This is a genomic window from Paraliomyxa miuraensis (genome assembly GCF_026337845.1).
GTDB lineage: Bacteria > Myxococcota_A > Polyangia > Nannocystales > Nannocystaceae > Paraliomyxa > Paraliomyxa miuraensis.
Map to the genome: position 1 here is coordinate 182,206 of NZ_JAOVZF010000160.1, position 24,697 is coordinate 206,902.

12 protein-coding genes are annotated in these 24,697 nt (G+C 71.2%); 6 read left to right on the plus strand and 6 right to left on the minus strand.

The annotated features are described in order from the left end of the window. Positions 1–66: 66 nt before the first annotated feature. The 3 genes from OEB96_RS34100 to OEB96_RS34110 form a co-directional block, all read right to left on the minus strand. Positions 67–10,755, minus strand: a complete 10,689-nt coding sequence (locus OEB96_RS34100; RefSeq protein ID WP_266221025.1) for a hypothetical protein — start codon at positions 10,753–10,755, stop codon at positions 67–69. A gap of 361 nt (positions 10,756–11,116) precedes the next feature. Beyond that, positions 11,117–11,839 carry a 23S rRNA (guanosine(2251)-2'-O)-methyltransferase RlmB gene (gene rlmB / locus OEB96_RS34105; RefSeq protein ID WP_266221026.1) on the minus strand — a complete coding sequence of 241 codons (723 nt, stop codon included), beginning with the start codon at positions 11,837–11,839 and terminating at the stop codon, positions 11,117–11,119. A 79-nt stretch (positions 11,840–11,918) separates the two neighbouring features. Continuing rightward, complete coding sequence (locus OEB96_RS34110) at positions 11,919–13,673, minus strand: ABC transporter substrate-binding protein (RefSeq protein ID WP_266221027.1); 1,755 nt, start codon at positions 13,671–13,673, stop codon at positions 11,919–11,921. A 64-nt stretch (positions 13,674–13,737) separates the two neighbouring features. Between OEB96_RS34110 and OEB96_RS34115 the strand changes: the two genes are divergently transcribed. Continuing rightward, entirely contained in the window at positions 13,738–15,108 is a 1,371-nt protein-coding gene (locus OEB96_RS34115; protein ID WP_266221028.1) for a tetratricopeptide repeat protein, read from the plus strand. A 37-nt stretch (positions 15,109–15,145) separates the two neighbouring features. Here the strand turns inward: OEB96_RS34115 and OEB96_RS34120 are convergent, their stop codons facing one another. Further along, positions 15,146–15,535, minus strand: a complete 390-nt coding sequence (locus tag OEB96_RS34120; protein ID WP_266221029.1) for a hypothetical protein — start codon at positions 15,533–15,535, stop codon at positions 15,146–15,148. 211 nt (positions 15,536–15,746) lie between these two features. Here OEB96_RS34120 and OEB96_RS34125 point away from each other — a divergent pair, with 211 nt between their 5' ends. After that, a complete protein-coding gene (locus tag OEB96_RS34125; RefSeq protein WP_266221030.1) occupies positions 15,747–16,631 on the plus strand; it encodes a hypothetical protein in 885 nt (294 codons plus the stop codon). Between the two features lie 43 nt (positions 16,632–16,674). On the opposite strand, the gene dnaE is transcribed toward OEB96_RS34125, so the two are convergent. Next, a complete protein-coding gene (gene dnaE / locus OEB96_RS34130; RefSeq protein ID WP_266221031.1) occupies positions 16,675–20,376 on the minus strand; it encodes a DNA polymerase III subunit alpha in 3,702 nt (1,233 codons plus the stop codon). Positions 20,377–20,702: 326 nt separating this feature from the next. Between dnaE and ndk the strand changes: the two genes are divergently transcribed. From ndk to OEB96_RS34150, 4 genes are read left to right on the plus strand one after another with little or no spacing between them, the layout of a single operon-like run. Beyond that, a complete protein-coding gene (gene ndk, locus OEB96_RS34135) occupies positions 20,703–21,116 on the plus strand; it encodes a nucleoside-diphosphate kinase (RefSeq protein WP_266221032.1) in 414 nt (137 codons plus the stop codon). 6 nt (positions 21,117–21,122) lie between these two features. Then, positions 21,123–22,316 (plus strand): 23S rRNA (adenine(2503)-C(2))-methyltransferase RlmN, encoded by a 1,194-nt coding sequence (rlmN, locus tag OEB96_RS34140; RefSeq protein WP_266221033.1) that lies wholly within the window; start codon positions 21,123–21,125, stop codon positions 22,314–22,316. Continuing rightward, complete coding sequence (locus tag OEB96_RS34145; RefSeq protein ID WP_266221034.1) at positions 22,313–23,473, plus strand: hypothetical protein; 1,161 nt, start codon at positions 22,313–22,315, stop codon at positions 23,471–23,473. Before rlmN ends, OEB96_RS34145 begins: the two co-directional genes overlap by 4 nt. Positions 23,474–23,484: 11 nt before the next feature. Further along, entirely contained in the window at positions 23,485–23,898 is a 414-nt protein-coding gene (locus OEB96_RS34150) for a hypothetical protein (protein ID WP_266221035.1), read from the plus strand. Positions 23,899–23,952: 54 nt separating this feature from the next. Here OEB96_RS34150 and OEB96_RS34155 read toward each other — a convergent pair whose 3' ends face one another. Beyond that, on the minus strand, positions 23,953–24,675 hold the full coding sequence (locus OEB96_RS34155) for a hypothetical protein (RefSeq protein ID WP_266221036.1): 723 nt from the start codon (positions 24,673–24,675) through the stop codon (positions 23,953–23,955). Positions 24,676–24,697: the final 22 nt, after the last annotated feature.

Here is a 24,697-nt window from a genome sequence, read left to right on the forward strand (position 1 = left end):
CCCCTTGCCGCTCGACCCGGCCGCTGCGAGCCCTTCGTCATCACTCACGATCGCGCTCTGGTCGGCCTAGGCCTCGAGCGCCTCGAGCTGCGTCTTGAGCTCGGGGTGCTCGGCGTCCTCTTCGAGCCCGCGCCGCAGCATCGCCCGGGCCTTGGGCTTCTCGTCCAGCGCCACGTGGGCGCGAGCCAGGTTCACGTAGAGGTCACCGCGGCGCAGGCGGCTGGACTTGTCGGCGTTCTGCAGCAGCATGGTGCGGTAGATCTTGAGCGCGTCCTTCCACTGCCCCTGCTCCTCGTAGATCGAGCCCAGGGCAACGAGGGTCTCCACGTTGGTGGTGTCGATGCGGTAGGCCTCGAGCAGCATCTCGCGAGCCGAGCCCTGGTCGCCCTCGCGCAGCGTGATCCGAGCCAGGCGCGTGAGGTGGTGGGCGAGGGTCTTGCTGCGCTTGCCCTGGCGCACCACCTCGACCAGCCACGCATACATGCCCTTGGCTTCCTCGTAGCGCTCGGCCATGAACAAGCCATCGGCGATCCGACGGTTGACCTTCACGTCCTCCTGCACCTGCTCGTAGAGCTCGGCGAGCACGCGCAGCGCCGCGTCGGCATCACGCAGCTCGCCCAGCATGAGATCGACCCGCTCGAGCACCAGCTTGCGCCGCGCAGCGTCATCGGGCTCGCGCGCGGCCCGGAGCTCCAGCATGTGCACCACCTGATCCCAGCGCTCCTCGGCCCGCGCCAGCGCCATCAGCTCGCCCACGGCCTCCTGGTTGCCAGGGTCGAGTACCAGCGCGCGCTCGAGGTGCTCACGACGCTTGGCGGGCTCGTCCTCGCTGAGCTTGGCCAGGCGTAGCTGCAGCTTCGCGCCCTCGGCCCCCTGGGGATCGAGCGCCGCGGCCTGCTCGAGCGTGCGTCGCATGCCGTCGTCGTCGCTCCGCGCGTCGTAGACGGACGCCAGCGACAACAACGCGGGCACGTAGCCCGGATCGAGCTCGAGCAGCTCTCGCAGGATGCTCTCGGCACGCTCGCTGTCGTCGAGGCGCTCGGCCAGCAGGGCCGCCAGCCGCGATGCAGTCGCGCGGTGCCCCTCCACGTCGCCCTCGCTGCGCAGGCGATCCATCCGCGCCTGCAAGATCTCGCTGAGGTCCACGAAGCGCTCCTCGGCCGCGAGCAGCCGCTCGAGCGCAGCCCCGGCCTCGACGTGACCGGGCATCTCCAGCCGCACCTGCTGCAGACGCTCGATGGCCTCGCCCGGATCGGAGAGGCGCTCCTCGGCCACCCGCGCGAGCTCGAACAGCACATCGACCCGCACCTCGACGCTCAAGCCCACCTCGAGCCGTCGCTCCAGCGTATCGCGCACGTCGTCCCAGCGCTCGAGCCGACGGAGCAGGGACTCGAGTTCCTGCAGCGCCTCCCGATCGTTGGGTTGATCCGCCACCATGTCCTGGTAGGTGGTGATGGCGTCGTCGACCCGATCGAGCGGGTCGACCAGCACCCTCGCCAGGCGCATCCGCAGGTCGCGACGCTCATCGGGATCCTCGGCGATCAGGGCCCGGCGCGAGAGCGCATCGGCCAGGCGCTCTGCATCGCCCGCCGCGGTGAGCAGCGCGAGCAGCCGCGACCAACCCTCGGCATGCCCCTCGTCGAGCGCGATGACCTGCTCGAGGTCGGCGATCGCCAGCGCCGGATCGTGGAGCGGCCCTTCGGCCACCCCCGCCGCCTCGGCCCACAGCGCGGCCGCGGCGTCGGGACCGGGCTGCACGGCGGCAAACCGGGTGAGCGCGTCGTGCAGCACGTTGGGGTCGCCCACGGCGCGGGCCGCCTCGACCCGTCGCTCGAGCGCCTCGATGTGCTCGGGGTTGTCCTCGAGGATCCGATCGAGCACGGCGAGCGCTCGACCACCTTCGTCGAGCTCGCGCAGCAGCACGGTGGCGGTGGTCAAGGCCAGCGGCGCGGTGGGGCGCCCGTCGGCCCTGCCCTCGTCTCCCCCGCCCTCGACCGCGGCCAGCATCAGCTCCACGGCCCGCGGCAGCTGTCCGTGCTCGCGACCCAGTGCCAGCACGCGATCCAGACCGGTGGCCGACTCGGGATCGAGGGCCAACAGCCGCCCCCAGGCGTCGAGGGCCTGCTGTGGAGTCCCGCCGCCCGCGTCGTAGAGGGTGCCGAGCTGCTCGAGCAAGCCCAGGCGATCGCCCTCCTCGGCCTGCGCGAGCCGGCGATCGACCACCCTCGCCTGACCGGCGCGATCCTCCACGCTCACGTAGGCGGCATCGAGCGCGTCGAGAAGACCGTCGGGGGCCTTGCCCTCGGTGTGCGCCAGCACTTGCTCGAGCCCGCCGATGGCCGCGGCTCCACCTCCGGCATCGAAGGCGTCGCGATACGACTCGAGCGCCCCCGACCGATCGCCGAGCACCAGCTGCACCTCGCCCAGCCGCACCAGCAGCTCGGCCCGCTGCGCGTCGTCGTCGGACAGGCGTACCGCCTCGCGCAGCGCCTGCTCGACCGCCGCCGGCGCCTGCACGGACCGCCCCAGGCGCTCCACCTCGGCGCACACGGCCAGGGTGGCCAGCCCTTCCTCGAGCAGCGGGGTCAAGAGCCCCAGCGCACGCTCGTTGTCTCCGAGGACGTCCTCGGACAGCCGCGCCGCGTTCGAGGCGATGATCACCCGCGCCTCGGGCTCGCGATCGGCGTTGGCCGCACGCGCGGACAGGGCGTCGACGTGCGCGGCGCCCTGACCGAGCTGCACCGCCAGCTGCCCCGCCTGGTCGAGCACCGGCGGGAGCTCGGCGGCCTCGAGCACGTCGAGCAGCACTCCGAGGGCCACCAGCGCGCCCGGGACGTCGGACAGCCGCGACAGGCGAACCTCGGCCAGCCGTCGCAGCGCCGCAATCCGATCGTCGGGATCCTGGGTGAGCTCGGCCCGCGCCGCGAGCACGTCGGCCAGCTCGGACGAGCGCCCCACCTGCTCGAGCTGCGGCATCGCCAGGTTGCCCGCCGCCTCGTAGCAGTCCTCGTTCTCGGCCAGGCCCACCAGATCCTCGAGCGCTCCGTCGTGACCGGGCGCGATCTGGAGCACCTGCTCGTAGCGCTCGAGCGCGCTGGGGACGTCCTCGAGGGGGCCCTTGAACAGGCGCGCCGCATCGAGCACCAGCCCCGCCTTCTTGTCGCGATCGCTGGCCAGGGCCGCACGCTCGCTGAGCGCCTCGGTGGCCTCGGCGAAGCGCTGCTCGGCCACCAACCCGTCGATCAAGGCCGCGAGGGCCTCGTCGTCGTGCGGCTCTTCCAGCAGCAGCTCGCGCAGCACGTCGATCTCGGCCGCACGATCGTCGCGCTCCTCTCGGTGCAAGATGGCCAGGTGCATGCGTAGCTCGCGGCGCTCGGAGGCCTGGTCGCTGGACTCGATCTGCCGCCGCCGGATGTCGACGAGCTCGGGCACCGCCTTGCGCGCCTGGTACGCCCGCGCCAGCCGCTGCATGGCCTCACGGTCGTTGGGCTCGATGTCCAGGAGGTCACGCCAGGCCTGCTCGGCCGCCTCCCCCTGCGCCAGCACGTCCTCGAGCAGGATCGCCAGCCGGCGCAGCAGCGCCAGCCGATCCTCGTCCTCGGTGGCCACGCGAGCGCGAGTGACCAGGATCTCCCGCAGTTCCTCGTGGAAGCCCAGCTGCTGCAGACACTGGTCGAGCAGCAGCAGCGCCGCCTGGTGCTCGGGCAGCAGCTCCAAGCCACTGCGCAGGATCTCGGCCGCCGCGGCCGGCTCCGCCGCGTCGAACTGGATCTGGGCGGCCCACACCAGGAGCACGAGACGACGATCGAGGTCGCTCTCGAGCGGCGTGCCGCCGGCTGCCGACACCAGGGCCTCCGACAGCGCGATCTTCAGCCCCAGCCCATCGGCGACCCGCGCGGCCTCGTCGTCGAGCTGCTGCAGCGCGTCCTCGGGGCCGGCCTCGGACAGTGCCCGGCACAGCGCCCGGAAGGCCGCCTCCTGGGTGTGGACCGAGCCCAGCAGCAGCGACGCGATCTCGCGATACAGCTCGTGGCGCGTCACGGGGTCCTCGGTCTGCGACAGCTGCCACTCGTCGATCTCGACGATGCGCCGCACGTTGCCCTGGCGCTCGTAGATCGGCCGCAGGATCGCGAGGATCCGCGGACGCAAGGCCGGCCGCTGGTCGGCGATCCGCTCGAGCCGGTGCACCGCCTCGGGCTCGTCGGGGACCTCCCCGAGCATCGTCTCGAGGGTGTCGACGGCGGCATCGGGATCGTCGAGGTAGTGGTCCTGCACGTCGGCGATGCGCGTGCCGATGGCCAGGCGGGCCAGTACCTCTTCGGTACGATCCACGCGATCGCGCAGCAGGTCGACCAGATCGGCCCACCGCTCGGTCTCCTCGTAGATCTGCTCGAGGCGGTTGCGCGCGAGGTCGTACTCGGGCTGGATCTCCAGGATCCGCTGGTAGGCACGCCCGGCCTCGGCCGGATCCTCGAGCATCTCCTGCGCCAGCGTGGCGAGCTTGCGCAGGATCTCGATCTGCCGCCCCTCCTCGAGCGCGCTGTCGACCTCGCGCCAGTAGGCCTCACCGAGCTGCGGCCACAGCTCGGCCTGGGTCAGCGCCGACTCGAGCGCGGGGAAGATCGAGGCCCCGTCGGGTCGGGCCGTGAGCAGCCGCTGCAGCAGCGGCACCGCGCGCTCGGGCTGACGCAGCGAGCCCGACCATAGATCGGCCGCCTCGCGCACCACCTCGAGCACCTCCTCGCCGTCGTCGTCGGCGGCCTGTACCGTCACGTACTCGGTGAGCGCCTCCGCGTAGCGATCGACGCGGCTGAGCACGCCGGCGAGCCGTGCGAGCTGATCCCGCACCCGACGCTCGCCGGGCTGCTCCTTGAACAGACGGGTGTAGCTCTCGAACGCCTTGTCGAGATCCTCGAGCTGCTCCTCCTCGATCTGGGCGATGCGAAGCAACAGCCGCACGCGCTCGTGCTCGTCGGCCGCCTCCTGAAGCCGGATCTCCTGGATCTGGATCAATCGGTGCCAATCGGCCACGGCGGCGAACACGGGCTCGAGCATCTCGGCCACGCGCCCCCGCATGGTGGGGTCCTCGAGGTAGCGCCCGAGTTCCTCGGTGGCCACCGCGTGATCGGGATCCATGCGCAGCGCGGTGCTGAGGTGGCGAATGCCCTCCTCGGGGTCCTCGAGCTTCTCGCCGTAGAGACGCCCCAGCCGCAGTCGGGTGTCGACCGCCGCCTTGCCCTCGAGCCGTCCGAGCTTGCGATTCAGGTGGGCTGCCAGCTCGCGGTAGCGCCCGGTCGCCTCGTAGAGCGGCTCGAGCACCTCCTGCACCATGGGTCGCTCGAGCGCCGTGGACGAGAGCCGCTCGTACAGGCGAATCGCCTCCTCGGGCTGCTCGAGGTTGACGCGATGGATCTCGGCCGTGCGCAGCAGCAGCTCGTCGCGCGCCTCGCCCTCGTCGCTGCGATCGGCCTGATCGACCAACAGCTTGGCGAGCGCCTCGTAGTCGTCCTGCTGCACGTAGATGCTCTCGAGCGCCGAGGTGGCATCGACGTCGCCCGACGCGAGATCGAGGATCCGCTCGTAGGCGGTTCGTGCCTCGTCGAGGCGACCGAGCCGTCCGAGCGCCACCTGCCCCATCGACCGCAGCACCCGCTGCTGCAGATCGGAATCGAGGATGTGATCGACGGTCTGTCCGTAGGCGGTCAGCAGCGCCTCGGCTCGCTCGTCGGCCGCGCCGAGCCGCTCGACCTTGTCGAGGATCTCCGACAGCTCGGGCTGATCGGCCGCCTCGGCCATGGCCTCGCACAGCACCCCGAACGCTCCCTCGCGATCACCGAGCCGCTCCTCCTGGGTCGACGCCACCTTGAGCAGCGCCTGGAGGCGACGGCGTCCCGACGGCTGCTTGCGCGCCTGCAGCTCCTCGAGCTTGAGCAGGGCCGGCCAGTCCTGATCGGCCTCGTAGAGCGGCATCAGGATCCGCATGGCCCGCTCGCGCGTGTCGTCGTCGGCGGTGAACGCCAGCACGGCCTGCCGCGCCCGCTCGTCGCGGTGCGAGAGGTCGAGCACCCGCTTCCACAGCTCGAGCGCGTCCTGGGAGCGCTGCAGGTGCGCCCCCACCACCTCGGCCGTGCGCGACAGCAGCCGCACCCGCTCCTCGTCGTTGTCGGCCAGCGCGGTCAGGCGACGCAGGCCCTCCTCCACGTCGGGCCAGCGCTCGAGCTTCTCGTTGAGCTCGACCAGGCTCGACAGCGCGTAGGTCGTGTCCTCGCGCCCGACCTTGAGATCGAGCACCGACTGGAACGCCGACATGGCCCGGTGCGGATCGCCGAGGTGATCGCGCTGGATCTCGCCCACGCGCCGCCACAGCGGGGCCCGGCCGCGCGCGTCGGGGGTGACCCCGATGCGGTGCTCGAGCACCTCGCAAAGCCGCTCCCACTCCTGCTCCTCGAGGAACAGGCGCTCGAGGGCATCGAGCGAGCGGACGTCGTCCGGCTCCATGTCGAGCACCTCGCTGTGGGTCAGCGCCGCGCCGACGCGATCGCCCAGATCCTCCTGGATGGCCGCGACCTCGAGCCGGATCCGGACTTGATCGCCCTGGGCATCGATGAAGCGCAGCAGCGCCCGCTTGGCCTCGATGAGCGCCACGCCGTCCCCCGCCTCGAGGTGCAGCCGGCACAGGGCCTCCACGGCGCGCTGGGCCAGCCCGGCGTCGGGCGGGTCGAGGGCCAACAGCTCCGCGTAGGCGCTGCGCGCCGCCTCCTGATCGCGCAGCCGCTCGTCGTAGAGCACCGCGATGCGATGGGTGAAGTCGATGCGCAGCCCGAGATCGAGCATTGCGTCGCCGGTCAGCGCACCGCGCCACACCTCCACCAGATCGGCGGGGCGATCGAGCGCGAGCCCCAGGCGCTCGACGTGCTCGCGCGTGTCCCGGCGGCGCACGTCGGCCGCGAACGCCTCGCGCATCACGTCGAAGGCGGTGGTGGAATCGGAGAGCTCCTGCTCGCGCAACCTCGCGATCTCGATCAGGTGGGTGACCGCCTCGTCGACCGACCCGATCTCCTCGGCGTGGGCCCGCCGGGCGTGGAGGATGCGAATGCACCCCTCGTGGTTGCCGTGGCGCTTGTAGATCGGCTCGAGCAACGCGCACGCCGGCAGCTGCACCTCGGCGATGTCGAGCAGCTCCTCGAGCAGCCGCCGCGCCTGGGCATCGTCGGGGTCCTGCCCCAGCACCTGCCCGAGCAGGTCGACGGCCCCGAACGCGTCGCCGAGGAACTGCATGCGCAGCGCGGCGCGGCGCACCATCAGCTTGCGCCGCTGCTCGCCGTCGCGCGACAGCTCGGCCCAGCGTCCCAGGATCTCCTCGAGGCTCTCGTGATCGCGAGGCTCCTGGCCCTCGCCGTACATCTGCGCGAGCAGCTCGATCGTCGGCAGGTCGTCGGGAATGAGGTCGAGCAGCTCCTCGGCGGTGGCGATCGCCGTCTGGCGATCCCCGAGCACGTTGCGCGACAGGTCGATGATCCGCGTCAGCAGCTCCTTCTGCTCGCGCTGGTTGTAGGTGACGTCGACGCGGCGGCGGTACAGGGCCCGCAGCTCGGCGGGGGCCTGCCGCTCGCGCAAGAGCGCCTCGAGGGCCTCGTAGGCGCCCTGGTGGGTCTCGTCCTGCTCGAGCACGATCGCGTAGTTGCGCTCGGCATCGGAGGGGCGTCCGAGGGCGTCGCGCAGCATGGCCGCGTGCTCGAGCAGCAGGTCGCGGCGCAGCCCGGCCCGCTCGCGGGCCAGCGTGCGCCCCTCGGCCTCGGCCAGCTCCGCCTCCTTGGCCATGCCCCGCAGCGCCTGCTCGTAGGCCTCGCCCACGTCGTGCATGCGCTGCAGCTCGGCGCCGAGCCGCTGGAGCATCTGCCGCCCCTGCCACTGCGAGGGATCGGCGAGGAACAGCTCGACCCGGATCCGCAGTGCATCGGCGCGACGCTCCTCCATGCGCTCGTAGATCGCAGCGAGCTGCTCGAGCTGCTGCTTGCGCGCGTCGGCGTCCTGCTCGGCCGCGATGATCACCTCCATCGCCTCGGCCTCGCGCACGCGATCCTCGACGCGGCGGTAGTAGGGCAGCAGGCCCTTCATCACCGGGAGGCTCACCGAGGGATCGCTCTGGCGCAGCTCCTCGAGCGCCTGCACCACCGGCCGGTGGTTGGGCTCGAGCTCGAGCACGGCGAGCAGCCCCTCGACCGCGGGCTGCGACTGCTGCAGCCGCACGGCGCGGATCTGGGCCAGCTCGAACATCAGCGGCACCCGAGCCGCGTCGCTGCTCGCCCGCGCGAGCTGCCGCTCGAGGATCTCGGCCAGCTGCGCCCAGTGGCCGCGGTTGCGATAGATCCGAGCCAGGCTCTCGAGCGCCGCGGGATCCTGCGGCGCGTGCTCGAGGATCCGGCGATAGGTCTCGGTGGCGCCGTCGAGATCGCCGAGCTGCTGCTCCTGGATCTTGGCGAGGTTGCGCAGGGTCGAGAGCCGGGCGTCGGCGTCGGGGGTGACCTCGAGCCGACGCCGGTAGACCTCGCACAGGTCCTCCCAGCGGCGCGTCCCCGTGTAGATCCGCTCGAGCGCCCCCATCGCGTCGGCGTTGTTGGGATCGAGCTCGATGATGCGCCGGAAGTAGCGCTGGGCGTCATCGGGCTTGAACAGCTTGTCACGGGCGATCACCGCGAGCTTGTCGAGCAAGGCCAGCCGCTCGTCGTCCGCCACCCCTTGCGCCGCGATCCGTTGCTCGAAGATCGAGGTCAGCTCGTCCCAGCCATCGGCGCGCTCGGCCGCGCCCTCGAGCTGCTGGCGCAGCAGCTCGTCGGCGGGGCGCAGGCGGTAGGCCTCGGCCGCCCAGTGCAGGGTGAGGGTGGGCGAGCCGAGCTTGTGCTCGGCCACCTCTTGCATGGCTGCGATGAGCTCGAGCCGCTCTTCGTCGGTCTGGGCCGCCCGCAGCAGCACCTGGTAGGTGCTCATCAGCCGCGCCCAGTTGCGCTGCTCGCGATAGATCGGCAGCAGCTCGCGCGCCACCGCGAGGTTGTCGGGCTGGATGGCCAGGGTGCGCTCGAGGGCCTTGAGCGCGCGCTCGGGCTGCCCCAGCCGGTTCTGGCACAGCGCCGCCACGCGGCGGTAGAGCGCCACGCGAGCGTCGGTGTCACTGACGCGATCGGCCGCGCTCTGCAGCACCTCGACCACGTCCAACAAGCGCCCCTGCGCCTCGTAGAGCGCGGTCAGCTCGTCCCAGCGCTCGGCCGCCACGTAGGCATCCCTCAATCGCCGGGTGGCCTTGTCGTGCCCCGGCGACAGCCGCAGCACCTCGGCCCACACGCGCGTGGCGTCCTCGCGGCTCTGCAGGCGATCGGAGTAGAGGTGCCCCAGGTGCACGAGCACGCGAACCGTCAGCTCGCGGTCTTCGAGCGTGGCCACCTTGCGATGCAGGATCTCGGCCGCACTCGCCCACCTCGACTCGCGCTCGTACAGGCGTGAGAGCGCATCGAGGGCGGTGCTCTCGTCTCCGTGGTGACGCAGCACCTCGTTCCACGCCGCGATCGCCTCGCGACGGTCACCCAGCCGCTCCTCGGCCAGCTTGGCCAGCTCGATGCGCAGCGCCAGCGCCTCCTGCCCCGCGCGCTCGGCCAGCTCCTCGCGGCGCAGGGCGATGAGCGCCCGCCAGTCGCGGCGCTGCTCGTGGATCCGGGCCAGCAGCTCGCGAGCGCCTCGATCCCCGGGGGACAGCTCGAGCACCTGCGACAGCGGCTCGAGCGCTCGCTGGGGATTGCCCAGCTTCTCGAGCCAGATCTCGGCCACCCCGAGCAGCAGCTGGCGCTGATGCTCGGCGTCATCGGCCTCGCGCGCGGCATCGATGCGCCGCGAGTACACCCCCAGTAGATCGTTGTAGCGCCCGGCCGCGGCGTAGGTATCGGCCAGCGCCTGCAGGCTGGGCTCGTGCCGGGGATCGATGTCGAGGATCCGCTGGAGGGTGGCCAGCGCCATCGTGTCGAGCTTGAGGCGATCGCGGTAGAGCTCGGCGATCTCGAGCAGCTTGGCGATCCGGGCCTCCTGCGCCTGCGGGCCGTCCTCGATGCGGTCGAGCTCCTCCTTGAGCAGATCGGCCAGCGCCGTCCACTTGGCCCCGTCGCGATAGAGGCGCTCCAGTGCGGCGGACACCCGCGGGTCGTAGCCGTCCTCGCGCATCACCGAGCGCCACACCTCGATCGCGCGATCGCTGCTGCCCAGGCGCTCCTCGGCCAGCTTGGCCATCTCCTCGGCCAGCCCGAAGCGCTGCTCCGAGTCCATGGCGGCGCGGCGGGCCTGCACCAGCACCTGCATCAGCTGCGTGCCCGCCGACTCCCCCGCGAACAGGTCGCGATAGAAGCCGAGCACGTCGGGGTGGCCCGGCTCGCTGCGTCGCACCCGACGGAAGTAGGGCTCGGCCAGCTGCGCCTGGCCGCTGCGCCGCCAGATCACGGTGCCGCACAGCAGCGCCACCGCGTTGCCCCGCTCGTCGCGAGGGGCTCGCTGGGCCGCGGCCTTGGCCGCATCGACCACGTCGCCCTGCGGTGCATCTTGCAGCACCATCGCACCCAGCACCTTGCACACCGCGTCGACCGAGGCGGGATCATCCTTGGCCTCCAGGCGAGCGGCAGCGAGCTCGGTACCCTCGAGGGTGTCGGCCAGGGCCTGTCGGGTCGAGTCGTCGGCGGCGAGGAGGTGGTCGAGCAGTGCGGAGCGGAGGTCGGCCATGTCGGATCTCGGCGGGCGGAGGAGGAAGGAAGAGCAGCGAAGGGAAGGGACGACGGCCTCAGCGGAGCAGCGCCGAGGTCGAGGCAGCGGGCGAGGGCGAAGTGGCCACGGGAGGATCGCGGCGCGACGCAAGACGATGCGAGCATCGGTCGCGTCTCCGCCGGGTCGCGCACCCCGGCCGAGCTCCGCCCCTGGACATCGAGGCGCAAGGTTACGTTGGAGCAAAGGCGGGTTCAATCGGCCTCGCATCACCGACGACGGGACGGCCGCGGCCCCGCGGCGCCAGGCGACGCTCGCGAGCAAGCCGCCGTGTCGTGGCCCTGGCCGGCCGCTCGACCGAGTGTGGGCCCCTTCGCTGGGGTCAACCGAGGAGCGCCAGCACGGCCGAGGTCGCAGCGGCCACGTTGAGCGACGCCACCCCGCCGCGACCCGGGATGGTCGCCAGCAGGTCACAGCGCGCACGCGTCAGCCGACGCAGCCCTCCGTGCTCCCCTCCCATCACCACCACCAGCGGATCGGGCACGCGGTCCTCGGCCAGCAGCCGGGGCAGCGGCTCTCCGCCCTCGGCCACCGTCCCCAGCACCCATAGCCCACGATCTCGACAGGTCTCGAGTGCTCGGGCCAGGTTGACGACCCGTGACAACGAGAGCCGCTCGCTCGCGCCCGCGGAGGCCCGCACCACCGCCGGCGTGACCGACACGGCGCGGTCGCGCGGCCACACGAGCCCCCTGACCCCGAAGAACTCGCTGGTTCGGATGATGGCCCCCAGGTTCTGCGGATCTTGCACACCATCGAGGGCCAGCAGCGTTCGGCGTCCGGCCTCGGCCGGAGCCTCGAGCACGGCATCGACGAGGTCCTCGAGGTCGTGATACGCGGGCGGGCGGGCGCGGACCAAGACGCCCTGGCAATCGAGCTCGGGGCCCCTGCGGGCGAGCTCGCGGCCCTCCACCAGCTCCACGGCCACGTTGGCGGCCTTGGCCTGCTCGTGCAGCTCGGTGCCCTCGCGCCGCCGGTCGAGCCACAACACCTCCACTCGCCCCGGTGCGTGGACCAGCAGCTCGGCCACCGCCCTCGGACCCGGCACGAGGTGAGGCCCATCGGATCCCCTCGCCCGGTCCGTCCGAGCCTCCCGAGGCGGTCCGTCCCCCCTCGAGGGCCGGGGCCTACTGCGGTCCCGCCGGCTCGACAACGAGCCTCCCCTCCTTCACCCGAGTCAGGGTGGTCTTGCGTGCACCTGGGCCTGGATGGCCCAGAACCGCGTGCTGTAGTGCGTAGAACACGAGGAGCGCTTGATCACCAGGCGGCTGGCCCTGGAGCCGGGTGTAGGCCGCCTCGAACGCCTCCGCGTCGGGCCCCCGAGCGGCCGCGGGTGCCACCCACACGCCGTCGAGCACATCGCGGCCACGGGCCAGCGCATCGGGCGACAGGCCCTCGGCCGTGACCAGCACCATCAAGCCGGGGACGTCGGGACGGGCCGGCATGCGGCCGGCCCTCGCCAGCTGGCGCACCACCAGCTCGGTCCGTACCAGGGTATCGGGAACCACCAGGGCCGCGTTGCCGCTGAGCGCGGTCATCACCGGGTTCACGTGGGGGCCGAAGCTGGTGGTCTCGGGTGGGTACATCCGAACCACGAGGGACTGCGAAAACCCCGTGGCATGGGCCTGCACCGCCTTGACCGCACGGCGTCCGTAGGCGTTGTCGGGCGCGAGCACCACCAGTCGGTCGCGCCGCTCGGCCCGCGCCCGATCCACCAGGGCCTCGACCCGATCCTCGAGGCTGGGCGCAACCCCGACCGCCTCACCGCTGCCCTCCCCCGGCACGATGACCAGGGCCCGCCGATCGACCTCCGTGGCCACCGCCTTGACGTTCTTGGCACCGATGGGCCCCACCAACACCCGGGCTCCTTGGTCGACCAGCGCCCGCGCGCCCGCCAGGGAGGTCTTGGCGGTCGAGCCGCTGTCACGCCAGGCAAGCGTGGGTTGCGCGCCATCGGGAGCCACCACCTCGAGCGCCGCCACCGCCGCCGCCAGCTGCTCGTCCGCAAATGCCGCAAACGGACCGCTACGGGGCAAGAGCAGCCCAATCCCGCCCGACGCCGTTCCACACGAGGCCACCCACGGAGGCATGCCCACCGCAACGGGCTCACCCAGGCGGGTCTGCAGGCACGCCCGCCCGGGCGACGGCGGCATCCGTGCCACCATGGCCGCCAACGCCTCGGGTGGCAGGCCGGAGGACAGCTGTGCCAGCCGTTGCTCCACCCAAAGGGCGGTGGGGTCGTCGTCCGTCAGGCCCTCGCGCCACCGGGCGAGCTCCGGCACCGCCGCCTCGAGATCCCCGTTGCGATCGAGGGCCATCGCCCGCAGGCCCTGGGCCTCTGCGCCGGGCAGGCCGCCACGGGCGCCTACGAGGGGTTCGTCCAGCGCCATGAGCGCAATCATCGGATCTCCCCCTCGAACCAGCGCCCGAACCCGCACATGGGCCAGGTCGACCAAGACCTGGGGTGGCTCACCGGTGGCCTGATCCGGGGGCACCGCCGCGAGGCCGGCGTCGGCGCTGGCGATGGCCACCGAGTCATCCTGATGGAGGTAGGCGTGCTCGGCCCGGGCTCGCAGTGCGGCCAGCCGCACCGAGAGCGGCGGGTCCCCGGCGAGCAGCTCGTCCGCCAATGCACGGGCCTCGTCGCTCCCCGGATCGACCTCATGGGCCGCCTGCAACCGGTCCCAGGCGTCTCGGTAGCCAGGATCGGCCGGAACGCCATCGAGTGCGTGCGCATCGCCCTGTGGGTGGGGCCGGTTGGAATTGCCGGTGCGGCAGCTCGCGCCGCCGCACGCGACCCCGAGGGCCACGAGCATCAGCACTCGCGCAGCGGCGCGGAGCGCAGCAGCCGGACGAGGCGAGGGAGGGAAGGAGCGCAGCACCGTCGGACCTGGACGACGCCCCGGGCCGGGGTCGACGTCCCGGGGCATGTTATATGAATCCCGGATGAAGGGCCGCGACGCGGAGGACTCGGACGACTTCGGCTTTGGCGAGGCCAGTCGCTACGCGGCGCACCTGGACCGCGGCTGGGCCTTGCTCGACCGCGGTGATCACGCAGCCGCACGAACCTCGGCCGAGCACGCGGCGGAGGCCCGCCCCGACGATCCCGATGCCGCCGTGCTGCTGGGGGCGGTGTCGCTGGCCGAGGGCAACGCCGACGACGGACTGCGCTGGTACGAGCGAGCGATCGAGCTCGACCCCGAGTACCTCGAGCCCTACACGGCCGCGGCGCAGGTGTGCCTCTACGATCTCGACGATCCGGCTCGTGGTCTGCGCTACTGCAGCGACGCCCTCGAGCTCGAGGTGCTGTCGCCGTTCGATCGCCTCGACCTGCACCTGGTGGCGGCCGAGTGCGAGCTGAGCCTGGGCCTGCTCGTCGAGCCGCGGCGGCGCCTGGCCACCCTCGACGAGGAAGCCGTGCTCATGAGCACCCTGCGGCTCGCAGCCCAGCCCGAGCTGCTCGACGAGTTCGACGACCAGGATCCCGACGACGACAAGGCCGTCGCCGTGCTCTACCTGCGCCGCGACGGCGACGAGGAGCTCGACGAAGAGGAACGCGTGGAGCGGATCGGTCGTGCGCTCCAGCTCGCGTTTCGACTGGCGCGCATGCGGCTCGACCTCGGAGACGCCGAGACCCCCACGGGAAGCCTCACCGAGATCCTGCGCTGGTACCCCGGCGAGCCCGATGCATGGGGCCTGGTCAGCGAGGCCCACTTTCGGGCGAGCCGACTCCCCGAGGCCAGCGTGGCTGCGCTCAAGACCCTCGAGCTCGACCACGAGCTGCCCGTCCCCGACTGGGTCCCCAGCTTCGCCCTGGTGCACCGACGCGTGGTGCAGGTCGTCAAGGAGTGCCCCGAGCCCATCATTGGGGCGCTGGTCGACATCCCCCTGACGGTGATGGTGCGCGACGCCCCCGCGCCGGAGCTGGTGATGGAGGGGGTGGACCCCCGCGTGGCCGTGCTGGCCCTCGCGGGGCGTCCGGGGATGCTGCTCGATGGAGCGGAGGAGACCGAGCCGCCGCCTCCCCAGCTCACCGGCCTTGCGGTCTATCGACGCAACCTCGCGCGATTCGCCCGCGACCCCGAGCAATTCGATCAGCAGCTGCGGTTCTCGGTGCTCGACGAGCTCGCCACCTTCGTCGGACTGCCCGACGACGCACGCGGGCGGCTGGGGCTCCCGCCGCTGGGCCCCGATCCTTCGGCCTCGCTCACGAGCGCTGGCGTGGTCCCGCCCTCGACCGACGAGGCCGAAGGCGAGGAGACCGGCAAGAGCAAGCGCAAGCGCGGGCGTCGACGACGATCGAGAGCGCCGAACTGAGGTCGAGGCCGTGGCACGAGCGCTCGCGTAGCGCGGGTCATCGATCCTTGGCCTTCTTGCCCTTGGCCTTCTTGCCCTTGCCGCCCTTGCCGCTGCCGTCTCCCTTCGGGGCGATGGTCGCGACGTGCGAGCCCACGCGGGACTCGGCCAGGCAGTATCCCTGCGCACCCGCCTTTCCTCCGCCATCCTCCCCTTCCACCCGCACGTCCATGCGCGCGCAGGCGTAGCCGTCGGGGCACGCCGCTTCGGCGGAGCACGCCAGCGTGCACAGCGACTCCGTGCCCAGCGTCATGCAGGTGTCGGCGGGATCCTTGCACTCGACCTGCTGCTTGCACGCCCCACCGAGCGCCACGCTGTCGGGCTTGGCGCAGGCGAGCGCCCCGAGGATGGAGGCCAACGACGCGAGGAGCACGAAGCCGCGTACCATGGCCCACCATACCGCGATCGGCCGAGCGGCCCTCGCGACGGGCTCGTGCATGCACGAGGGGCGCGAAATGGCACGCATTCTGGCGCGCGCGAGCGCGCGTGTCCCCCACACCCAGGGCCCGACGGGGTCTCACCACGTCAGAGCGTCGTTCTGCGGGCAACGAGGCCAGTTCGTCGTGTCCCTGGGGGCAGCGAGCGCTATCGTCGGGTTCATGCGATCGCTCCTGCTCATTGGCCTGCTCTGCACGGCGTGCTCGGACCCCAACCCCGCCTTCGGCGAGGACTCCAACAATGGCAAGGGGGGCTCGGCCACGGATGGCGAATCCAGCACGAGCGACATGCCGCCCGCCACGACCGCGGCGACCGGATCCGCCTCGGTCACCGTGGCCGACGCGACCTCCGACACCAACGACACCACCGACCCTCCGACCGACCTCCCGGACGATGCCACCTGTGATCTCGAGCCCACCGAGGGCTTGATCATCGCGCTCGGTGATCCGGCGAGCTTCGGTGGCACGTGCCCCGTGGGCTTCGATGAAGTGCCGATGCGGCTGTCCTCCATCAACGGTGACGAGGTCGTGCTCGAGCAATGCGACGAGGGGTGCGACCCCTGCTTCGGAGACTTCCACACGGTCGCGATCCCTTCACTGCCGCTCGGCGAGCACATTCCGGGGGACACGTGCCTGACCGTGGAGAGCACGTCATCGCTGGGGCAGACCGAGATGCGCTGCCGGTGGGGTGCGCTGACCATCCACGATCCGGACACCGACACCCCCTACGTGCTCGCCACGACGGCATCCACGCCTCCCACTCCCAACGGCGCCAGCTTGCTCGGCGCGGCCGTTCCGGATCCCGTCGACGCGATCTTCTGCGAGTGCGACACGATCTCGCTCGACCACGCGTGCTGCGAGCAATCCGGACCGTCGTTCCTTCGCTTCACGATCGATGGCTTCGACGTGCTTCCCGGCCAGGAGACGGGAATCATGATCCCCAACGCGAGTGGAACCGACCACTCGTTCGCATCGGTCCAGGCCCAGCGGCTGCCGTGCGGCGACGCCGAGCCCATGGTGTCGTGGGCCGTGATCCCCATGCCGTGACCCGCCCCCCACGGCGGTCACGACCAAGAGCAGCGCGAGGGGCTCACCCGCACCGGGCCGCCCCCTTGCCGAACAGACGCTCGAGCGCCAGCAGCAGCCCCTCGTCTGCGCTCACGCAGAACTCGTCGCCGAACACGATGTTGGAGGCGAAGCGGTCCTCCACCAGCACCGTCAGCTCCATCTTGCACTGCCCCGAGTGGTCGCTGACGATCTGCTTGAGCTGCAGCAGCTTCTTGTCGGTGAGCTGATCCTGCCGCAGGGTCAGGTGCACCCGGGCCGTTCGCTCGGCCCGCACCTGGGCCAGCGGCTGCACCGTCTCGAGCAGCAGCTTGTAGCGCTGCACCTCGCCGTCGTCGCCGGTCTCGGCCTCGATCTTGCCGGCCACCAGCACCGGCTCGTCGCCGGCCTGCTCGAGCTGCTCGGACACGGACAGCCCCGCCTGCTCGTCGACCCGCGCGTAGGTCTTGGGAAACACCACCACCTCGATCCGACCGTACTGATCCTCGAGCTGGAAGAACCCCATCGCGCCGCGCCCGCTGCGGGTCTGCACCTCGCGGAAGTCACAGATCACCCCGGCCACCACGATCTCGCTGCCGTGCATGTCCTTGCGGAGGTTGCCGATGTTGGTGGTCGCGAACCTCTCGACGTCTTGCTGGAATCGATCGAGAGGATGGCCCGTGAGATAGAAGCCCAGCGCCTCGCGCTCGCCGAGCAGGCGCTCCTTGGGGCTCCACTCCTCGCAATCGGGGTACTCCTCGGCGTAGACCTGCGGCGCTCCGCCGTCGCCGAGCAGCGCGTCGAACAGGCCGCGCTGCCCGCTCTCTCGATCGCGCTGCGCCCCCTGCCCTTGCTCCACCGCGCTCTCGATCGCGCCAAACAGCTGCGCGCGCGCCCTGTCGCCCGCGATGCTGTCGAAGGCGCCCGCGCGCAGCAGGCCCTCGAGCGTGCGCTTGTTGGCCTTCTTGAGGTCGATGCGGCGACAGAGGTCGTAGAGGCTGGCGAACGACCCGCCCTCCTGTCGCGCCGAGAGGATCGAGTCGACCGCCGCCCCGCCCACGCCGCGCACGGCCCCGAGGCCGAAGCGGATCTGCTGCTCGACTGACCCTCCTGGCTCCTCGCCCGGCTCGCCCGGCTCGCCCTCGACCGCAGGCGCCTGCTTGACCACCGAGAAGTCCATGCCCGACTCGTTGACGTCGGGCGGGAGCACCTCGATCCCCGCGCCGCGAGCCTCTGCGATGAACTTGACCACGTTCTCGTTCTTGTCCTTGTCGCAGGTCATCAGCGCCGCCATGAACGCGACCCGGAAGTGGTGCTTGAGGAACGCGGTCTGGTAGGTGATGAGCCCGTACGCGGCCGAGTGGCTCTTGTTGAAGCCGTAGCCCGCGAACTTGTCGATCAAGTCGAAGATCTCGTTGGCCTTCTTGGCGTCGATCTGGTTGTGCTTGGCGCAGCCCTCCACGAACAAGCCGCGCTGGTACTCCATCTCCTTGGGCTTCTTCTTGCCCATGGCGCGACGCATGAGATCGGCGGAGCCCAGCGAGAACCCAGCCAGCACCTGGGCCGCCTGCATCACCTGCTCCTGGTACACGAACACGCCGTAGGTCTCGGCCAGCACGTCGGCCAGCAGCGGATGCGGGTACTCCACCGCGCGTCGCCCGTGCTTGCAGTCGATGAACTGATCGACCATGCCACCCTCGAGCGGGCCGGGGCGGTAGAGGGCCACCGCGGCGATGATGTCCTCGAAGCGGTCGGGCCGCAGGCGTCCGAGCAGCTCGCGGAAGCCGCTCGACTCGAGCTGGAACACCCCGGTGGTGTCGCCGCGGCTGATCATCTCGTAGACCCCGGCGTCGGTCATCGGGATCGACTCGATGTCGAACGGTCGAGGCAGACCGTGCAGGCCGCCCTCGTTGATGAGCCGCACCGCGGTGTTGATCACCGTCAGCGTCTTGAGCCCCAGGAAGTCGAACTTGACCAGGCCCGCCTTCTCGGCGTCGCCCATGGTGTACTGGGTGACGATCTTGCCGTCGGCCCGAAAGCACGGCACGTGCTCCCACAGCGGCCGGTTGCCGATCACGATGCCCGCCGCGTGCATGCCCGCGTGGCGGTTGAGGCCCTCGAGCGAGGTCCCGATGTCGAGCACCCCGCGAGCGCGCGTGTCCGCCTGCGCCCGCATCCGCAGCTTGAGCGCCGCATCGCCGATCTGGATCGTGTCGCGCAGCTTGCCGGCCTGCGACGGGTCCTTCTTGGCCTGGGCCTTGAGCGGCTCGGGGTCGGTCATCGCCGCCGAGAGCGTGACCTTGGGCCCCTCGGGGATCAGCTTCGCCAGCTCGTTGGTCTCGGCCACGCTCCAGCCCATCACCCGGCACACGTCGCGCACCAGACCGCGAGCCTTCAGGCTGTGGAACGTCGCGATCTGGCCCACGTGATCCTCGCCGTAGCGGTCGATCACGTAGCGGATCACCTCGTCGCGCCGATCCATGCAGAAGTCGATGTCGAAGTCGGGCATCGACACGCGCTCGGGGTTGAGGAAGCGCTCGAACAGCAGCTCGTAGCGCAGCGGATCGAGGTCGGTGATCTGCAGCGAGTAGGCCACCAGTGAGCCCGCCCCCGAGCCGCGGCCCGGTCCCACCGGCACCCCGACGCTCTTGGCGTGCCGAATGAAGTCCCACACGATGAGGAAGTAGCCGGGGAATTTCATCTGCTCGATGATCCGCAGCTCGTAGTCCAGGCGCTGGCGGTAGACGTCCTCGTCGATCGTGCGCCCCGAGTCCCGGATCGCGGCCAGCCGCTTGCGAAGGCCCTCTTCGGTCACGCGCCGCAGGTACCCCGGCAGGTCGTCCTCGACCCCCTGGGGCAGCGTGAAGTCGGGCAGCTCGGGGCGCCCCAGATCCAGCTCCACGTTGCACATCTGCGCGATCCGGCAGGCGTTCTCGAGCGCCGAGGGGTACTGCCGAAAGTAGGGCTCCATCTGCTGTGGAGTCTTGATGAAGAACTCGTCGCAGTCGTGCTTCATGCGCTTGGGGTCGTCGAGCGTGCGCCCCTGCCCCATGCACATCAGCACCTCGTGCGCGTGCGCCTCGCTGCGGTTGACGTAGTGGCAATCGTTGGTGGCCACCAGCGGCACGCCGCAGTCCTCGGCCAGCTGCGCCAGCAACGGGTTGATCTTCTCCTGGTTGGCCAGGCCGTTGGGCTGCAGCTCGAGGAAGTAGCAGCCCGGATCGAAGATGTCCTTGTACTCGAGCACGCGCTCGCGGGCCTCGTCCATCTTGTCGGCGAGCAGCAGGCGCGACACGTGCCCCGACAGGCACGCCGACAGGCCGATGAGGCCCCTGGCGTGGTCGCGCAGCACCTTCCGGTCGATCCGCGGGTTGTAGTAGAAGCCGCGCAGGTACCCGAAGCTCACCAGCCGCTGCAGGTTGGCAAAGCCCTCGTTGTCCTTGGCCAGCAGCACGATGTGGTAGTTCTTGCGATCGGTGCGCGCATCCATGTCACCGTCGCTGAGGTAGGCCTCGCAGCCCAGGATCGGCTTGACCCCGTACTTCTTGGCCTCCTCGTAGAACTGAAGGGTGCCGAACATGTTGCCGTGGTCGGTCACCGCCACCGACTTCATCCCGCGCTCGTGCACGGTCTTGCACAGGTCGCGCGTGCGGATGGCCCCGTCGAGCAGGCTGTACTGCGTATGCAGGTGCAGGTGCGCGAAGTCCGAGAGGTCGACGCTGGGGCTGCTCGTCGTCGGGGCGGTCATGGCAGCGGCACGCTACCGCGAAGGGGGGTGGAGCCACGAGGGCTGCGGGGTCTGCGTCATCCGTGCCCCGGCCACTCGACCGCCTTCCCAGGACCTCGTGGGTGCCGTCTACGCGCCGACCGGCCGTCGCACCGGCTCGGGCGGAGACCGCGGCAAAGCACCGTCGTGAGCGAGATCGCCTCAGCCCGCCGGCGTCGCGTCGAGGGTGCAGCCCGCGGTGACACCAGGGATGGCCTCTGCTAGCGTCCGCGCGCTCGCGCGGTGTCGACGCTGCGCGTCACGAGATCCATCATCCTTCTCTTTCCGAACCGACACCAAGGACACCGATGCAACGGACCCTCGCCCTCATCAAGCCCGATGCCCAGGCCGCCGGCCACCAAGGCGCCATCATTGCCCGCATCCAGGAGTCGGGCCTTCGCGTGCTCGCGCTCAAGACCCTGCACCTGACCACCGAGCAGGCCCAGGGCTTCTACTACGTCCACAAGGAGCGCCCGTTCTTTGGTGACCTCGTCAAGTTCATGACCGAGGGCAAGATCGTGGCCATGGTGCTCGAGGGCGACGACGCGATCAAGCGCTGGCGTGATCTGATGGGCCCCACCGACGCCACCAAGGCCGAGAAGGGCACCATCCGCGGCGACTTCGGCACCAGCATCGAGCGCAACGCCTCACACGGCTCCGATGCCGAGGAGACCGCCGCGTTCGAGACCGCGTACTTCTTCGCGGGCCTCGAGCTCGCGTAGTTGGTCATGCCCCCCGCGGCCACCGATCGCTCCTACGGGGAGCTGGTCGCGATCCGGCCTCCCCGTCGTGGGCTCCCCAAGCCCGCCCGGCCCGCGCTGCGGGACCTGCCCCGGGAGGAGCTCGGTCGCTTCATGGCCGAGCACCTGCCGGGGCCTGCGTTTCGCACGACGCAGATCTTCGAGTGGCTGCACCGCCACCGCGTGCCCGACTTCGACGCGATGACCAACATCGGCCGCGCCGACCGGGTGCGGCTGCACGAGCACGCGAGCCTGCCGGCGCTGACCGTCGACGCGGTCCAGCGCTCGCGCGACGGTACCCGCAAGCTCCGTCTGCTCACCCCCGACGGTCATGCGATCGAGAGCGTGCTCATCCCCAACGACGGCCGCGGCCTGACCCAGTGCGTGTCGTCGATGGTCGGCTGCTCGCTGACCTGCCGTTTTTGTGCCACCGCCACCCTGGGGTTCGAGCGCAACCTGGCCACCTGGGAGATCGTCGATCAGGTCTACCGCGCCCAGGACTTCTTGGCGAGCGAGGCCGCCGAGCAAGGAGCCAGGTACGTCGCTCGCATCACCAACCTGGTGTTCATGGGGATGGGCGAGCCGCTGCACAACTACGGGCAGGTCAAGCGCGCGCTGTCGATCCTCACCGACGAGCGTGGCGCCGCGATCGCCGGTCGCCGCATCACCGTGAGCACCTCGGGCCTGGTGCCCGCAATCGAGCGCTTCGGTCGCGAGGGTCTGGGTCGCGAGGTCGGCCTGGCGATCTCGCTCAACGCCAGCACCGACGAGGTCCGCGATCGAGTGATGCCGATCAACACCCGCTGGAACATCGCGGCGCTGCTGCAGGCGGTGCGAGGCATGCCCACGCCCAAGCGACGGCGCGTGACCTTCGAGTACGTGCTGCTGGCCGAGGTCAACGACGAGCCCGCCGATGCGCGCCGTCTGGGCCGGCTGCTGCGCGACGTGTGTGGAGGAGGGGCGGGACACCTCAACGTGATCCCGTGGAATCCGCACCCCGGGGCCCCCTTTCGCCGCCCCAGCGAGGACCGCGTGCGAACGTTCGTGCAAGCGTGCCGCCGTGCGGGGCTCGAGGTCCACGTGCGCACGCCTCGGGGCGACGACATCGCGGCCGCCTGCGGGCAGCTCGCCCTCGAGGGGTCGACGCCCTCGGCGGCGTCGGCCACGATGGAGGGTCCATGACCAGGGTCGCGCACCGGCGCCTGGTGTGGGGATTGGCCCCGGCATTGGCGCTGGCGCCTGCGCTCCCGTCGGCCACCGCGGCCGCGCTCCCGCTGCACCCGAGGCGGTCCCCTGCCCCCGCGCCCGCGCCCGCCCTCGCCCTGGCGCGGCTGGCCGAGCCTCCGGCGACGAGCGAGACGGAGCCCGTGCTCTCGCGCGGTGAAGGGCCGATGTCCTCGGCGGATCGAGCGCGACGCAACACGGTCGTCGAGGATCTGCTCGACGCCGAGGCACTGGCCACCGAGAGCCCGCAGACGGCCGTGCCGGTGCTCCAGGCTGCGCTGCGAGCCATGGCCGACGTCGCGCCGCTGGTGGCCCACGACGACTATGCCCAGCAGGCTCGCGTCTATGCCCAGCTCGCGCTCGCCCGCACTCACCTCGTGCTGGACCATCACGCCGAGGCAAGCGAGTCCATCGACAGTGCCCTGCGGATCGCCCGGGGCAAGCCCCTGCCAGCGGCGCAGTTCGGGCCGTCCCTGGTCGCCCTGTACGACGAGCGCGTCGCCGCGGCGGCCAAGGTCCCCCCGGGAGTGCTCGAAGTGCGCTGCACGATGCCCTGCCGGGTGCTGGTGGACGAGCAAGCGTTCGAGGGGAGCGCCGAGCTGCCGGCCGGTCCCCATCGCGTGTGGATCGAGGCGGTCGCCCCTGGGATCCCGGTGATGCGCCGCGAGATCGTGACCAAGCCCGGGGAACGCATGGAGCTGTCGTTCGAGGCCGAGGGACGACCCGAGCCCGAGCCCGAGCCAGACCCATACCCGCCGGACGGTCCCCTCCCCGCCAAGCGGATCCTGCCGCGCTGGGCCTCGGCCATCGGCCTGGGGCTGGGCGTGGCGGCCGTGGGCACGGGCGGTGCACTGGTGGGCGTGGATCACCGGTGCCCCGATCTGCGCGATCCGAGAGAGGTTCCCTGCCTGTGGATCCTGAACACCGATGCGGGTGGATTCGCGCTCATCGGGATCGGCAGCGCGGTGGCCATCACCGCGGCCGTGATCCTGGCGGTGGACGAGGTTCGGGCCAAGCGAGCGAAGCGTCGTGGGGCGGCACCCACGACGGGGGAAACGGCCGCGAGCATGCCTGCACCACGGCGGGCCGTGCCCTCGACCGCGCACAGACGGTAGGATGGCCGGCGATGGCCGCCACTCCCGAATCGATCGAAGCCGAGCTCGCCGCCCTCGAGGACCGCTGTCAGGCGTGGCGCGAGGCGTGGGCCGAGCGCGAGCGAACCCCCTGCGCATCGGTCGGCGAGGTGCTGTCGGCCAAGCACCTCGCCGAGCCGCTCGCCGAGCGGATCGTGGAGCGGCTCGTGGAAGGACGGCGGGAGATCGAGAACGCGATCGCGCGCCTCGCCGCCACCACTGCCGGCGCAACGGCCCGACTGACCCGCGACGGAGACACCTCGGCGCTCGAGCGACGGCTGCACGAGATCTTCCTGCGGATCGGCAAGCACGAGGAGCACTTCGACACCAAGCTCGCCGAGCTGCGGCCGCTGGTGCAGCGCCATCTTCGGCTGGCGCGAGCGCTGCGGCCCACCCCGGGCGCGTGAGCGCGGCGGTGGCGGAAGGCAAGGAAGCCTCCGCCACCGGCTCGGGTCCGAGCGCTACGACGCCATGCGGGATGCCGCGGCTCGCCCGTCGTCGTTGCCCTCGATCGCGAGCTGCCCCAACGCGAGCAACATCGCCTCCGCGACCGCCTCGTGGGCCTCGTGCAGCGCATGCTTGACGACGGACGGATCGAGCTCGAGCGGCGCTTCGGCCTGCGTCTCGACGGGCTCGACCAGATCGGCCAGCTCGACCAGCTCGACCAGGCCGCACAGCGCGTGTTCGAGCCTCGCGGTCACCGACCGCCAGCCATCCTCGCCCTGCAAGATCATGTCGAGCGCACCGAACACTCGACCGAGCACCCGGACGACTCCTCCGCGCTCGCGCGGCAGCGGCGGCGACCCTTCGTGTGCGAGCTGGCGATGACGCTCGGCGATGGTCAATACCTCGCAGGCCCGAGTCATCGCCTGGCCGGTACGATCGAGGCGCGGCAGGACGTCGACGAGCCACGGCTCCGCGCGGGGGCCACCAGGCGTACGGACCAGCTCGACCACGCGGCCGAGGTCCGCCATGGCCTCGGACAGCGAGAGCCACCGCTCCGATTGCAGCAACGTGGCCACCACCGAGAAGTGGCGCCGGGCCAGGGCGGCCTCGATCGAGACCATCCACAGCTCGCGGGAGAGCCGAGAGGAGGCCTCGTGTTCGGCCCGCTGGCCGAGCCAGCGGACGAATTCGAGGGCATGGGTGATCGCTTCGGGACGAAGGGGGATGGGGGTGCTCATGCTCCCTTCATCGGCCACCGAG